Annotated in this window: 15 protein-coding genes; 11 read left to right on the plus strand and 4 right to left on the minus strand. The window is 36.3% G+C overall.

Annotated elements, in window-relative coordinates; translation table 11 throughout:
- Nucleotides 1-9 precede the first annotated feature (9 nt).
- Nucleotides 10-1,098 (minus strand): bifunctional diaminohydroxyphosphoribosylaminopyrimidine deaminase/5-amino-6-(5-phosphoribosylamino)uracil reductase RibD, encoded by a 1,089-nt coding sequence (gene ribD, locus TY11_RS06875; RefSeq protein WP_042144395.1) that lies wholly within the window; start codon nucleotides 1,096-1,098, stop codon nucleotides 10-12.
- A complete protein-coding gene (locus TY11_RS06880) occupies nucleotides 1,091-1,846 on the minus strand; it encodes a GTP cyclohydrolase II (RefSeq protein WP_042144397.1) in 756 nt (251 codons plus the stop codon). The genes ribD and TY11_RS06880 overlap by 8 nt, the downstream gene beginning before the upstream one ends.
- A 235-nt stretch (nucleotides 1,847-2,081) precedes the next feature.
- On the opposite strand from TY11_RS06880, the gene TY11_RS06885 reads away from it, so the two are divergent.
- The 5 genes from TY11_RS06885 to TY11_RS06905 all read left to right on the plus strand — a co-directional run bounded on the left by TY11_RS06885 (nucleotide 2,082) and on the right by TY11_RS06905 (nucleotide 4,803).
- Complete coding sequence (locus tag TY11_RS06885) at nucleotides 2,082-2,417, plus strand: PadR family transcriptional regulator (protein WP_042144400.1); 336 nt, start codon at nucleotides 2,082-2,084, stop codon at nucleotides 2,415-2,417.
- On the plus strand, nucleotides 2,418-2,927 hold the full coding sequence (locus tag TY11_RS19825) for a DUF2812 domain-containing protein (protein WP_052345767.1): 510 nt from the start codon (nucleotides 2,418-2,420) through the stop codon (nucleotides 2,925-2,927).
- Nucleotides 2,928-3,124: 197 nt separating this feature from the next.
- Entirely contained in the window at nucleotides 3,125-3,448 is a 324-nt protein-coding gene (locus TY11_RS06895; protein WP_042144403.1) for a PadR family transcriptional regulator, read from the plus strand.
- On the plus strand, nucleotides 3,441-4,001 hold the full coding sequence (locus tag TY11_RS06900; protein WP_042144405.1) for an HAAS signaling domain-containing protein: 561 nt from the start codon (nucleotides 3,441-3,443) through the stop codon (nucleotides 3,999-4,001). Before TY11_RS06895 ends, TY11_RS06900 begins: the two co-directional genes overlap by 8 nt.
- Nucleotides 3,994-4,803: a DUF4097 family beta strand repeat-containing protein gene (locus TY11_RS06905; protein WP_042144408.1), complete on the plus strand. Its 810-nt coding sequence runs from the start codon at nucleotides 3,994-3,996 to the stop codon at nucleotides 4,801-4,803. Before TY11_RS06900 ends, TY11_RS06905 begins: the two co-directional genes overlap by 8 nt.
- A 55-nt stretch (nucleotides 4,804-4,858) precedes the next feature.
- Here the strand turns inward: TY11_RS06905 and TY11_RS06910 are convergent, their stop codons facing one another.
- Nucleotides 4,859-5,449 carry a TetR/AcrR family transcriptional regulator gene (locus TY11_RS06910; RefSeq protein ID WP_042144409.1) on the minus strand — a complete coding sequence of 197 codons (591 nt, stop codon included), beginning with the start codon at nucleotides 5,447-5,449 and terminating at the stop codon, nucleotides 4,859-4,861.
- Nucleotides 5,450-5,609: 160 nt separating this feature from the next.
- On the opposite strand from TY11_RS06910, the gene TY11_RS06915 reads away from it, so the two are divergent.
- From TY11_RS06915 to brnQ, 6 genes are all read left to right on the plus strand, one after another.
- Nucleotides 5,610-6,524, plus strand: a complete 915-nt coding sequence (locus TY11_RS06915; RefSeq protein ID WP_042144411.1) for an ABC transporter ATP-binding protein — start codon at nucleotides 5,610-5,612, stop codon at nucleotides 6,522-6,524.
- Nucleotides 6,524-8,122, plus strand: a complete 1,599-nt coding sequence (locus tag TY11_RS06920) for an ABC transporter permease (RefSeq protein ID WP_042144414.1) — start codon at nucleotides 6,524-6,526, stop codon at nucleotides 8,120-8,122. The genes TY11_RS06915 and TY11_RS06920 overlap by 1 nt, the downstream gene beginning before the upstream one ends.
- Before the next feature lie 328 nt (nucleotides 8,123-8,450).
- Nucleotides 8,451-10,184, plus strand: a complete 1,734-nt coding sequence (locus TY11_RS06925) for an ABC transporter ATP-binding protein (protein WP_042144416.1) — start codon at nucleotides 8,451-8,453, stop codon at nucleotides 10,182-10,184.
- Between the two features lie 226 nt (nucleotides 10,185-10,410).
- Complete coding sequence (gene yfkAB / locus TY11_RS06930) at nucleotides 10,411-11,535, plus strand: radical SAM/CxCxxxxC motif protein YfkAB (RefSeq protein ID WP_042144418.1); 1,125 nt, start codon at nucleotides 10,411-10,413, stop codon at nucleotides 11,533-11,535.
- A 451-nt stretch (nucleotides 11,536-11,986) separates the two neighbouring features.
- Nucleotides 11,987-12,712: an EcsC family protein gene (locus TY11_RS06935; protein ID WP_042144419.1), complete on the plus strand. Its 726-nt coding sequence runs from the start codon at nucleotides 11,987-11,989 to the stop codon at nucleotides 12,710-12,712.
- Nucleotides 12,713-13,075: 363 nt separating this feature from the next.
- The gene (brnQ, locus tag TY11_RS06940; protein WP_042144421.1) at nucleotides 13,076-14,434 is read left to right on the plus strand and encodes a branched-chain amino acid transport system II carrier protein; all 1,359 of its coding nucleotides are present in this window, start codon (nucleotides 13,076-13,078) and stop codon (nucleotides 14,432-14,434) included.
- Between the two features lie 40 nt (nucleotides 14,435-14,474).
- Here the strand turns inward: brnQ and TY11_RS06945 are convergent, their stop codons facing one another.
- Complete coding sequence (locus TY11_RS06945; protein ID WP_042144425.1) at nucleotides 14,475-15,143, minus strand: GntR family transcriptional regulator; 669 nt, start codon at nucleotides 15,141-15,143, stop codon at nucleotides 14,475-14,477.
- Between the last annotated feature and the right edge of the window lie 30 nt (nucleotides 15,144-15,173).

Raw genomic sequence — 15,173 nt, forward strand, 5'->3', positions numbered from 1 at the left:
TCCTTATTTTTAGTAAATTGGATAACCAGTAAATTTAAAGTCTTTCCCAATCTTCTCCATGTCTGTATCCGATAGTTCTATAGCATCTGCCATATCGCTTATTCCTTCACCCTCTAAGAATGTTGGGGCATCCTTTCCACCAACTAGCTTAGGGGCAAAATAAAGGACGACCTTATCTACTAATTTGTTTTCGAGGAATGAAGCATGGATATTACCACCGCCCTCAATAAACACAGAAGAAATAAGGTGTTCTCCTAGAATATCCACAACCTCTTTTGGGTCAATGGAGTTCCTACTAGATGTCACAAAGACGCGAACGCCCATATCTTCTAGTGCTTGCTTTTTAAGTTCATCATAATGTTGACTAGTAAATATCCATGTTTTTGCTTGCCTATCATTAACTACATTAGCATCCAATGGAATCTTTAAAGAAGAATCCATAATGACCCGAAGCGGATTACGTCCATTCGGAATTCTTGTTGTTAAGGATGGATTATCCTTTAATACAGTATTAATACCTACTAGAATTGCCATATGTTCATTTCTAAGGTGGTGAACATCTCGCCTAGCATCCTCTGAAGTAATCCACTTACTACTAAAAGTATGTGTTGCTACTTTCCCGTCAAGTGTCACTCCTGCTTTCATGGTTACAAATGGTTTTTTCTCCACAATAAACTTATTAAACACTTCGTTCATTTTAACGGAAACTTGTTCTCTAATACCTGTAATAACTTCAATACCGGCACTTTCTAAGATCTTAACTCCGTTCCCAGCAACTATTGGGTTAGGGTCAAGGGTAGCTATGACAACCTTTTTAATCCCAGCTTGCACAATCGCCTCCGCACATGGCCCGGTTCGTCCATGGTGGGAACAAGGCTCTAAGGTAACATAAATAGTTCCGCCTTTAGCTTTGTCACCAGCCATGCGTAGGGCATGAATTTCTGCATGGGGTTCTCCTGCCTTCAAATGGGTCCCAACACCAACGATACGATTGTCATTTACAATAACAGAGCCAACAAGTGGATTTGGATCAGTTTGTCCTTTCATTGCTTTAGCATTTTGGAGGGCTAGGTCCATGTAAAATTCATGACTAGTCATTGGAGCAGTTCCTTTCTTCCTCCATATGGCCCGACTTCTCTACTTTAGTTTTCAAATAACGCTCATTATATTCTGAAACATCCCCCCATAGAGGAACACGACCAGCTAGTGTTAAACCGGCATTTTTCATTGCCTCGAGCTTTAGTGGGTTATTTGTAATTAATGTCACTGGTTTAGAACGCAGTCGCTTAAGAACTTGAATAGCATCGCTATAATTTCTGGAGTCATTTACAAAACCAAGAGCTTCATTTGCTTCGACTGTGTCATAACCATTTTCTTGTAGGATATAAGCCATTGCTTTTGAAAATAAACCGATTCCTCTGCCTTCATGGTTCGCTAAATAGAAGATAGCTCCAGTCCCATGTTCTTTAATTTTGTGCATGGATTCTTTCAGCTGAAATCCACAGTCACAACGCTTACTACCAAAAATGTCCCCAGTATGACAAATGGAGTGCATGCGAATTAAGGCATCATCATCGTTTTCAAAGTCTCCGTAAACTAATACACTCGATTGTTGGTATTCTGCCAAGTTTTGAGAGGATAGATTATCGATAATTTTTTGATAATCATCGGCAACATCTGAGCAGTTTAACCAGCAATACCATTTAAACTCGACAGTTTCCCCATATAAATTAACAGGAAGGCGAATAGGCCCTACTAAATAAATTGCGCCTTCTGGTGTCTTAATTGATTGAATTTTATCCTGTAAAACAGATAGTACTTTTGATTCTAATTTAGTTTGATCCATATACTTACCCCTTTCACTGTCCCTAGTATAATGAAAAACCATAATTGCTTCAATTTATCTTTCTCGCAATTAAAGATAATTAACCATTTGCTATTAAAATATGCTTTTTTATTCAGTTAGGTCTGTATTCTAAGAAATTACTTATTGCAAACCTAAATAATCCATGCTACTATATCGACATACGATATATCGATACTAGATGTATCGAATCATGATATATGTTGGTGGTGATAATATGCCGAAGCAACCAGAATCATTTTTACCTTTGTCCCAAGCTACTTACTATATTCTGTTGTCCTTAAGGGAGATTCGACATGGGTATGGAATTATGCAGGATGTAGAAGAGGTAAGTAAAGGTGAAGTGAAGATAGGTCCGGGTACATTGTACGGTGCAATGGGTAAACTAGAAAAGCAGAAGGTTATCGAAAAAGCTACTGTTCAAGATGATGACAGAAGAAAGTATTATCAATTAACTGATTTGGGAAAAGAAGTATTGCAATTAGAGTATAAGAGGTTGAAGTCTTTAGTAGAAAATTCAGGTGAGCTGATTAAAGAAATGGAGGAGAAGTAGATGACGGTGAAAAAATTTAGATTATGGATAGCTCCAGATATTACGAAAGAGGAAGAATGGTTAACAGAGATGTCCCGTAAAGGATTACATCTACAAAAATATCGTTTCTTTACCTATCACTTTGAGGAAGACCCCTCTAAATCATATAGGTATCAGATTGATTTTAGACAAGGTGCTAAACATGATTATTTTCAATTATATCAAGATGCAGGATGGGAATATGTAACCGAATCTATTGGTGTATTTCACTATTTTCGCACAGAATCCACAAGGTCAGATGTTCAAAAGATATATTCAGATAGCCAGTCTATTCAGGATTCCTATATGAGAATGCGAGGCTTCTATTTATTAATTTTCATTCTGTTTCTCGTGTCACAATTGGGAGTATTTACATCCTGGAATGGATGGCCTCGTTATATTGTTATTGCTGTAGACGCAGGAGTTATCATGCTATACTTACGCTTGTTCTATGTTTTTAATAAACGAATAAACTTTTATAAAAGATCTTAACGGTATATCGCATAGAAAGTTTTCTTTTCCATGGCTCAGGGATTTCCTGGGCTTTTTACTTATTTTACTATTTTTTTATAATAGTACCTTGCATTGAACAGTAGTGTGTGTTAAATTATAGCCAAGGGTATTTTTTATAACTTAGTACTATACAATATATAGTAGTGAAACCCTACCATTTTAAAGAGGTGAAAATCTTGAATGTACAATTCAAAAAAGGCGTATTAGAGCTTTGTGTGCTCGTTTTGTTAGATAAACAAGATCGGTATGGATATGAATTAGTTCAAAAAATTTCTGACCAAATTGCTATATCGGAAGGATCGGTTTATCCATTATTAAGAAGGTTAACCAAAGAGGGATATTTTACGACGTATTTAAAAGAATCTTCAGAAGGACCTTCACGTAAGTACTATGCTCTAACTGAGGAAGGAAGAACATATCTTGGAGAACTCCTTGCCGATTGGGAGAGGTTTACCAATGGTGTGAATCAATTAATAAAGGAAGGTGTAAGGGATGAATAAGGAACAATTTTTAACAAAATTGAATGACTCTTTGAAGCGGCTACCTTCTACTGAACGGGAGGATATATTACAGGATTTCAGAGAGCATTTTGAAGTTGGTTTAAGTAAAGGAAATACAGAAGAAGAGATTACAAGTGGACTTGGTTCACCTCAGCAGATTGCTAAGGAAATGGTTGCATCATATAGATTAGAGCAATTGGAAGAAACAGCTTCTACAGGAAATGTGCTTCGAGCAGTTTGGGCAGTGGTTGGACTTGGATTCTTTAATCTGGTTATCGTGCTTGGACCGTTCCTTGCCATAGCTGGAATCGTGCTGTCAGGATGGGCTGCGGGATTAGGGTTCATCTTATCGCCTATTTTGTATCTATTAAACGTGGTAATCTATCCAGAAATATTTATGCTGTATGATTTGTTTTTTGCTTTATTCTTATCGGGGATAGGTATATTTATAGCTATAGGAATGTATTATGTAACACTTTGGTTGTTTAAGGTATTTGTGAAGTATTTGAACTTTAATGTGAGAATGGTTAAAGGAGGAATGAAACATGCCTAAACGCAGGCTATTGACTTTTATTGCTACGGGTCTAATTGTTATTGGTTTAGTAGGCGTAATATTCACATATAAGTCATCTGGAGCTGGAGAAGAAATAAATAGATCGAAAGTGGTTCAGAATCCGGACATAACCGAAATATCAATTGAATCAGACAATGCAACAATCGAGGTATTACCTACAACGGAAGAACTTATTACAGTTACGTTTTCCGCTAAAGAGTCTAAATACAATAAATACAAATTAGATATTGAAGAGAAAGGGGACGCTCTTTCTGTAGAATTAAACGAAAAGATTATCAAATTCATTAATTTTAATTTAGATTTTGATTTTTCGGGACCCAAAATTACTGTATATTTACCGGAGAAACAATATGAAAAATTAACAATTGATAATGTAAACGGTAAAGTTAAGGTTGAACAACTTGATGTTGAAACTATTATTGTCAAGACAATCAATGGCAGAATTGAGATGGAAGATACGAATACAACTAGAACTACTGTTTCTTCGGAAAATGGAAGTATTGCATTCGAATATGTAAATGGAACTATCACGAGCGATGTTGTAAACGGTAGTACAACTTTTATCACGAATAATTTAGATCGCACGATAGATTTAGAATCGGTTAATGGAAAAATAAAAGTACAAACTGATACAGAACCAACCAATGCAACGATAGAAGTAAATGTGGTAAATGGAAAAGTCGATATTTTTGGAAATGATTCGAGCAGCGTGGTAATTGGTGATGGAGAGCATCAGATTAAGTTGAAGACTGTTAATGGAAGTGTGACGGTTTCTAAATAGTATAAAGGGTAGAGACAACAATTTGCCTCTACCCTTTAATAATCTAAAAGAGTTATTACTTATCCCGACCCCCAACAATACCGTAAAAGAAAAGTTTTGTTAGATCCTCTGTTAATGGCAGAATATGTTCGTAAACATCTCTTTGTTGTAAATATTCACGGAACATCTGGATATAAACTAAGATGGACTCATTCGAAATAGTTGGGTCAATTTTTCCATCTTTCTTAGCTTGCTCAAATAGTTTAATCAATTCAGGAAGTGCTTTTTTGGTATAAAATTCTTCAATATAGGAGTTTTTACCAGAAGTAAATTCCTGCATAATGTAGTTATAGACTTCTTCATGTATGGAGTTTGCGGATGTTCTTTTATTAAAAATAAACTTCCTTATTTTTTCAGAGAAATCTATATCACTTTTTACGATTACTTCATATTCATTCCACATATCATCAATGTAATAAGCTATTACTTCATCCACTAATTGGTCCTTACTCCCAAAGTAATTATATATCGTTACTTGTGATACAGTAGCTGCATTGGCTATTTCAGCTACTGAAACTTTTTTAATTCCGTATTTCATAAAAAGATCTAGTGCGGATTGAAGAATACTAGTCTTTTTCAATTCACTTCTTCGTTTAAAACCATCCAATGTCGTTCACCTCTCCATTAGTTTAATAAAACTTTTGAAATATAACAATTAAAATAGTTCATAAATATATTGCATAATTCATTAGTTTTTTATATTATGAACTTATAATGATAAAATATTTCAAAACTAGGTTGCTAATTTTATATAAGGGGGCAGGATAATGGCGGTCTTACAGACAACAGATTTAACAAAACGTTTTGGGAAATTTACTGCTTTAGAAGGCGTCAATTTAGAGTTAAACGAAGGAGAGGTTTTTGGTTTTATTGGCCCAAATGGAGCCGGTAAGTCTACAACTATCCGTATTTTACTTGGAATATTAAAAGCAACAGAAGGTAAGGCTAAGATTTTTGGGAAGGATGCTTGGTCTGATGCGGTAGAAATTCATAAGCGAATTGCCTATGTTCCAGGTGATGTAAATCTTTGGCCAAATCTAACTGGTGGAGAAGTGATTGACTTATTTGGTGCCCTTCGTGGAGGAATCGATAAACAAAAGCGTAATGAACTTATAAAGCGATTTGACTTAGATCCATCTAAAAAATGTCGGACATATTCCAAGGGGAATCGCCAAAAAGTAGCGTTAATCGCTGCTTTCTCTTCTGATGCAGATTTATATATTTTAGATGAACCAACATCGGGGCTAGATCCACTGATGGAACAAATTTTCCAAGCATGTGTATTAGAAGCGAAATATGCAGGAAAAAGTATCCTGTTATCAAGTCATATTTTGTCAGAAGTAGAGAAGTTATGTGACCGAGTTGGCATTATAAGACAAGGTAAGATCATTGAAACTGGTACATTAGATGAATTACGTCATTTAACACGTACCAATTTAATAGTTGAAACAAAGAATCCTATTATAAATCTACAAGAGTTCCCTGGAGTACAGGAAATAGTAGAAAAAGGTAAAACAATCTCCTTCCAGGTTGATTCGGAACATTTGGATTCTGTTATAAAACATATTAGTCAGTATGGAGTGACAAAGCTGGAAAGTACTGCCCCTACATTGGAAGACTTGTTTATGCAACATTATGAAGGGAAAGGAATCTCAGAAACAGGGGTAGGGGGGAGATCCTAATGGCTTCAACTTCTTTTACAAAGACAGGACGCTTATCTAGATTTATTTTAAAACGAGATCGAGTACGTCTACCTTTATGGATTTTGGGCATTGTATTTTTTACATTCATTATCCCTGCTGCCTTTTTGGATTTATATCCTACACAGCAGGACAGAGATATCATGGCAGAAACAATGAAAAATCCAGCTATGATAGCAATGGCTGGCCCTGCAGATTTCGAGAATTATACGATTGGGGTTATGACTGCCCACCAGATGTTAATTTTTACAGCAATCGTAGTAGGATTAATGAGTATTTTACTTGTAACACGACATACTCGTGCTGATGAAGAAGATGGACGAATTGAAATGGTTCGTTCACTACCAGTTGGCCGTTTATCAAATCTTAATGCAGCTATTGTAGTCTATGTGGTTACGTATATTCTATTAGCTCTTATTGTAGGTTTAGGGTTATTTGCGTTAAATATTGAAAGTATGAATCTAGAAGGTTCTCTTCTTTATGGTTCTATTTTAGGAGCAACAGGTATTTTCTTTACTGCTTTAACTGCTGTTTTTGCTCAAGCTTCGGAAAGCCCTAGAGGAACAATTGGGTTATCCATTACAGTATTGATACTAGCCTATTTATTACGAGCAATCGGTGATGTTAGCAATGAAATGTTAAGCTGGTTATCTCCAATGGGGTTGGTCACACAAACAGACGTCTATTCCTCTAATAACTGGTGGCCAGTAATATTATTGTTAGTAGTATCCATTGTACTGATTGCTCTAGCTTATTATTTAAATTCCATTCGGGATATGGGAGCAGGATTCTTACCTGCTAAACCAGGTAGAAAACAAGCAAGCACGTTTTTACAAACACCAATTGGGCTAGGAGTGAGACTTCAGCGTACTGGAATTATTGCATGGGCAATTGGAATGTTTGTTATGGGTGCCTCGTATGGTTCTGTTTTAGGTGATCTCGAATCCTTCTTTGAGGGTAGTGAAGAATTACAGAATATGTTAGTTACAGCTGATGGATATACCTTAACGGAACAGTTTTTACCTATGTTAATGATGGTTATGGCGATACTTGCTACTGTTCCGGCAGTCATGAATATGAACAAATTATGTGGGGAAGAGAAAAAGGGGCGTATGGAGCATGTATTAAGCAAGGCCGTATCTCGCACAAAACTTATGGCTAGCTTTCTATTAATCTCCATAGTTAGTGGATTTGTCATGCTCTCTTTATCAGGGATTGGCTTGTGGGCTACGGGTACTTCTGTTGTAGAAGACGGCCTTGACTTTGGAATGGTGTATGGAGCAACAATAGTGTATTATCCGGCAGTACTAGTTATGATTAGTATAGCAGTATTTCTTATAGGATGGTTTCCTAGAAGAACTAGCTTCATATGGTTATATGTATTTTATTCCTTCTTTGTCTTATATCTTGGTGGACTATTCCAGTTTTCTGATTGGGTAGGTAAGCTATCACCATTTGGGTATATTCCGCAGCTACCTATTGAGGAAATGGATTGGATGGTAAGTATAATACTGGTCATAGTAGCTATAATGCTATCAATTATTGGTATTATTGGATATCGAAAACGTGATATCCAATAATAATCAGATGCTCCAGTTTCGCCTCACGGTCAGGAGGGAAATACTAAAAGCATTTTTTAGAATTACACCTGATATAGGATTTTCTCAGAGGTCATATCAAATCTTTCCTGAGTACTCTAGAAGTATCGTTTGTAACGGTAACATGATATAATGTTATTAACACACTAAGGATTAGAATGGATGAATGGGATATGGGGTCTGGAACCCATATTGTAAACACCTGGTATTTGCCCGTGAGTAAAAGCAAATATCAGGTGTTTTTTAAATTCTACATGTACCAAGAGTAGAAATAGAAGAAGTAATAAATACTGGAAGAAGGTGTATTTATATGAAAGAAAAAGAAAATAGTCTCAAACCCTTTATTGCCCTGATGTTGTCAACGAATATTCCCAAATTAGCATTAACTATCGGGTTAATCGGGAGCATTATTACCATGCTTGTTGGACTATCCATCCCACTTTTGACAAGAGAATTGGTCGACGGATTTTCCGTTGCTTCGTTAAGCACCACTCTTGTCATCGTAATATTTGTGGTGTTTATTCTCCAAGCAGTTGTTGATGGGGTTTCAACGTATTTACTATCAGTTGTAGGACAAAAGATTGTCGCAAGATTACGAGAAATGATGTGGTTTAAACTAATTCGATTACCGGTAAGTTATTTTGATAAACAGCCTAGTGGTGAATCGGTCAGTCGCGTTGTTAATGACACAGGGATTGTGAAAAATTTAATTTCACAACAATTTCCCCAATTTATTACGGGTTTAATCACAATTGTTGGTGCAATAGTCATATTGCTAATTATGGATTGGAAAATGACCCTATTAATGCTAATTGCAGTACCAGTTACCTTTATCGTTATGATGCCATTAGGGAGTAGAATGGCGAAGATTTCTAAGGGGCTACAGGACGAGACCGCTACATTTACGGGTGAAATTCAACAGACATTGAGCGAGGCTCGGCTTATGAAATCGTCAACGGCTGAGGAAGTGGAAAAGAATAAAGGGATGAGAGGTATACTAAACTTATATGATTTTGGTTTAAAAGAAGCACGCATTTTTGCACTAATCGGTCCCTTTATGTATACCGTTATGATGTTTGTTATTGTAGTGATCATCGGATACGGTGGAATTCGTGTTGCAGAGGGTACCATGTCAACAGGATCGTTAGTCGCATTTTTACTTTATTTGTTTCAAATCATATATCCTGTAACATCCTTTGCAATGTTCTTCACAGAATTACAAAAAGCGAAGGGTGCAACCGAGCGAATTATTGAAATCTTAGAAGTGCAGGAAGAAGCGGGGCAGGAAGGAATGGAAATAGATATTTCTAATGAGTCAATCCTTGTCTCGAATGTCTCATTCGCCTATGAAGAAGGTGAATCTGTACTTGAAGATATTTCCTTTGATGCTCGTCCTGGGGAAATGGTTGCTTTCGCCGGACCAAGTGGTGGAGGTAAAACTACAATGTTCGGCTTGATGGAACGATATTATGAACCAACAAAAGGAGAAATACGAGTCGGCGACACGGCTATCAATCAGTTATCCATGAAGTCTTGGCGTAGTCAAATAGGCTATGTTTCCCAGGAGAGTGCTATGATGGCTGGAACGATTCGGGAAAACTTAATATATGGGCTCCCAGACTCCGAAACTATTCCAGATGAACAACTTTGGGAAGTAGCTAGAATGGCCTATGCGGATGAGTTTATTCAAGGATTTGAGAAAGGATTGGATACAGAAGTCGGTGAGCGAGGTGTGAAATTGTCTGGAGGGCAAAGACAACGAATCAGTATTGCACGTGCTTTTCTACGAGATCCAAAGATTCTCATGATGGATGAGGCTACAGCAAGCCTCGATAGCCAATCAGAAGGGATTGTACAAAAAGCTCTTTCTAGATTGATGGAAGGCCGTACAACATTTGTAATTGCCCACAGATTATCCACAATTGTTGATGCAGATAAGATCATCTTCATAGAAAAAGGAAAGGTAACAGGTACTGGAACCCATCAGGAATTAGTTGAAACTCATGATTTGTATCGAGAGTTTGCAGAACAACAATTGACGTAGAATAATAAAGTAGAAACATCTCAGAGACATTGGCATTCGCTAGCTTGTAAGGCGAATGCCTTTTTGTTCGTATACATGTATGCGTGAGAGTTTAGTATTATTAAAGTAGGGACTAATATATAGCTGCAGATATCAGTTTTTCAGGAGTAACAAACATGATAGAATAAGAGCCTGACTAGAATGATATAATAAATAAACAACAAGATTTTTCAGAAAGGGGCTCCAAATGAAAATAATAGAACGAAAGCAGATGTCTCCTGATCATGATCCGTGGGAAGCATATTTAGATGTACAAGAATATGGGGAAATGACATTATCGAATGTGGAATTCACCACAACTTACATGTGCAATATGCGCTGCGCCCATTGTGCAGTAGGAAACATGTTGGAAGCTATCGATCCAGATGCATTATCTATTGAACTATTAATTAATCGATTAGAGGAAATTCCTCATTTAAGAACGATGAGTATTACTGGTGGGGAACCGATGATGAATAAGAAGTCTGTTCGTAACTATGTTGTCCCACTATTAAAATATGCTCATGAACGTGGTGTTCGGACACAGATTAATTCCAATTTAACGTTACCATATGAACGTTATGAGGAAATCATTCCATATTTAGACGTATTACATATTTCGCATAATTGGGGTACAGAGGAAGAATTTGCTGAAACTGGTTTTGCCCATATGGAACGAAAACCGACCGTGGAAAATCGGAAAAAGTATTTTGCTAGGATGGTAGAAAATGCACAAAAGCTTTCCGAGCAAGGGGTGATGGTATCGGCAGAAACGATGTTAAATAAGAGGACATTCCCGTACTTAGAGAAAATACATGATCATGTAATAGAGATGGGATGTGCCCGTCACGAAATTCACCCTATGTATCCTGTAGATTTTGCTAGTAAACTAGAAACTTTATCCCTTGATGAAATTCGAGAAGGAATTACAAGGCTACTTGATCACCGGAACAAGGATGTTTGGATGTTATTTGGCACCTTACCTTTTTATGCTTGTAGTTCTTCTGCGGGGGAGTTAGAGTTACTAAAGCGTTTGTATAGAGAGGAAAATGTCACCGTACGAAATGATCCTGATGGAAGATCCCGTCTAAATGTCAATATATTTACTGGTGACATCATTGTTACCGACTTTGGTGATGAAGAACCAACATTAGGAAATATCAAGAGTACTAAGCTTGAAGATGCATATAGAAGCTGGATGGAATCGAAGACAGCGAAAAGCTTAAACTGCCATTGTCCTGCAGTGAAATGCTTAGGTCCAAACCTATTAGTGAAAAATGCATATTATAAGAATGTGGATTTTCAAGAAAGAAAAGCTAATATTAATCTATAATTGTAAAGCTGTTAAGGTAATGATTCTACCTTAACAGCTTTTTTATTTTAGAAATGAATGAACAAAATTTTCTTCCCTACATGCTATTAATAATGCCCAGAATGTTTACCTCGGGCAAAAAAATAACGTTTAATCCAAAAATACATAACTTATGCAAACAGTAGCTGGTTTGACCTTGATCTTTGGCAACAGGCAATTGATGCAGCTTTTTAAGTTCACCGAAACATGGGCTAGTTTCGAAATATAATACACCAACAAGGTTACTTTCCCTTTTATTAAAAAAGGAAAAGTAATAGGAATAAAATCAGTATATAAAATCGAAATATCCAAAATATACAATAGGTATGTTTTGGATGTTTTAATCTGCGATAAATTATAATGTTTAAATGAAACTATCATATAATGTAAAGCGTATGAAAACTAATTAGACTATATTTAAAGGAAGTTTGCTATGAATGAGTATGAACTAAAAGCCTATGACGAAGTCCAAGCTTGGCGAACAAAAATCATGAAGCGATCTGGTATGGTAAATCGATTAGCTAAAAAGGCTCAGAATAAAATCAACGGAATAATACCTGAAAAGGCACATCAAATAATTACACAAAGTATTAAACAAATGGTAAAAGCAACATTAGTTGGCTCCAACATAACGATGAAAAAAGTAATTTCTACAGGAACAAGTCTTTATGATCGAGATGAGCTTACAAAGGAAAAACTGTCCACGTATCGTAAGACTGCTACGGTGGAGGGCGCAGGAACTGGAGCTGGAGGGATATTTCTTGGTCTAGCAGACTTCCCATTATTACTATCAATTAAGATGAAGTTTCTATTTGAAGCTGCTTCGATTTATGGGTTTGATACGAAAGAATATGAGGAACGTTTATTTATTCTTCATATTTTTCAGCTTGCCTTTTCGAGTGATGACAAGCAGCGGGAAACTTTATTTATCATAGAAAATTGGGAAGAACAAAAAGCAAAACTTATTGATATGGACTGGCGCGTTTTTCAACAGGAATATCGCGACTATATTGATTTTGTAAAAATGCTTCAACTGGTACCAGGGATTGGTGCGGTTGTTGGTGCTTATGCTAATTACAATCTGCTTGATCACTTGGGAGAAACAGCGATGAATGTATATCGATTAAGGATTTTATCTGAGCCTCCGAAGGATTATTAATATTTGAGAAGGTTTAGTTAATGGGGGCTAGTTATGCGATTGGCGTGACGTTCTTGGTCTGTACCCTATATTAGTAAACTAGAGGATTAGTAACTTAATTTCATGAAATGATGCCCCCCTTTCTGAAAAATTTGCTTCTTTAGCAGTTATAAAATCTGTCATTCTAATTATATCTAAGTTAAATTTTTGCCGTATACAGAATAATATAGTGTAGTAATACTGTTAGAAAAAGTCAAAAAATTTAATAAAGATGTATTGCATTTAAATCAAAATCGTAGTATGATGATTCTCATGACTAACGCAATATATTGCATATCACGATGTCAGATAATTTTGAAACTAATACATCAAGGAGAGAGATAAATGAACGGAAAACTATCATTTTCATCGCAATTAGCGGTTGGAGTTATGTTGTTTGCATTATTTTTTGGAGCGGGTAATTTAATCTTCCCAGCACAACTTGGACAAGCTTCTGGAACAAACTTATGGCCAGCAGCTCTAGGCTTTCTGATTACTGGTGTTGGGTTACCGTTTTTGGGTGTCTTTGCGATGGGATTCTCAGGAAGCAAAGATCTACACGATCTTTCAAGCAGAATTCATCCAGCTTATGCATTGTTCTTTACATCTTTACTTTATTTAACAATTGGACCGTTTTTTGCTGCTCCAAGAACAGGTGCAGTAGCATTCAATGTCGCTATTGAACCCCATTTAGGGGAAGGTTCCACACAACTTGCACTCTTAATATTTACAATTGTATTCTTTGCGATATCACTTTGGTTTTCACTAAAACCAGCAAAAATAGTAGATAACGTTGGTAAGATATTAGCTCCGGGTATTGTCGTGTTACTTGCAGTACTACTCGTATTAGTAGTATTAAAACCTATGGGCAGTGCTGAAGCGCCGTTAAACTCCTATCAAGGTAACGCATTCGTAACAGGATTTTTAGAAGGGTATAATACAATGGATGCTCTAGCATCACTAGTGTTCGGTATTATTGTTATAAAGGCAATTCGAGCACTAGGAGTTACATCTAAAAAGGAAATTCTAGCTACTACTGCTAGAATTGGTATTATAGCAATTGCTCTCTTAGGGTTGATTTATGTTGGTATTGCTTATTTAGGTTCGGTAAGTGTTGAGGAGTTTGGCGTCTTTGATACAGGTGGCGCCGTACTTAGTAGTGCAGCAGATTATTACTTTGGTACATTAGGTGCTGTATTACTAGGATTAGTTATTATTTTGGCTTGTTTAACAACAAATATTGGTCTTATGGTAGCATGTGCAGAGTATTTCCACCGTCTAATGCCTAAACTAAGTTATAAAACGTTGGTTGTATTTTTTACAACATTAACATTTATTATTGCTAACTTCGGACTATCTAACATTATTACTTATTCTGTTCCTGTTTTAATGTTTCTTTATCCACTGGCAATTGTACTGATGTTACTAACTTTCTTGTCACCATTATTTAATCATTCTCGAGTTGTATATGTAGCAACAATTGCCATTACGTTTTTAATAAGTATTTTTGATGGACTGAAAACTTTGTATAAATCACTAGGTATTGAAGGATATGGTTTCTTCCAACCAATCGTTTCTTTCTATGAAAACACTTTACCACTTTATAACGAGGGTCTGGGATGGCTTGCACCTGCATTAATTGTAATAGTTTTAACAGGTATTGTGGCGCGGCTTCAGAAAGCTTCACCCCCGGTTGAGGCATAAATAAAAAAGTCGGTTCCTATTTATAAGGAAACCGACTTTTTTATTTGGTTACTTCATCTGGTAGGTAAAAATCTTTTAGGATTTCTAACCAGTTTTCTTTCATTATTGCAGAGGCTTTTTCTTTGTCTTTCTTTTCGATATAACGAATAATTTGATCATGAACATCTATTGAGCTTTCTGAAAGTATAATAGAGTTGTGAAAAAATAAGCGTCTAACATGTGCTTGTAACCTCTCTACGATGTCAATAATATAAGAATTATTAGCAGTATCAACAATCAGTTGATGAAATTGTTCGTCGATGTTCAAAGCTGCGTGAAAGTCTTTCTTATAAAGGGCTTCAGCAAATTCTTGATTAATACTTTTTAATGAGGAAATTTCATCCCGTGTTATATGATCGATTGCAAGCTCTGCAGATAATGCTTGTAAAACAGCCAATGGTGGAAGTAGATCTTTGATAGACTCTTTTTCTATTTCTGTAACTTGAGTCGCTTTTCCCGGATACATTTTTACAAGACCTTGTGATTCTAATAGTTGTAGTGACTCCCGAACCGGTGTCCTACTTACTCCTAGGGCTTCAGCTAGCTCAGTGTCGTTTAGTTTCTCACCAGGATATAAGGTTCCATCAATAATCCAATGCAGAATTTGCTTGTATGCGCTTTCTTTCGCGGTCGTGCGTATAGGTTTAGAATGATTGACAGGTACCGGCAAAACTTTTCCCCCTCTCAAAAATACCTATTT

The organism is Paucisalibacillus algeriensis, assembly GCF_000577245.1.
Lineage (GTDB): Bacteria > Bacillota > Bacilli > Bacillales > Amphibacillaceae > Ornithinibacillus.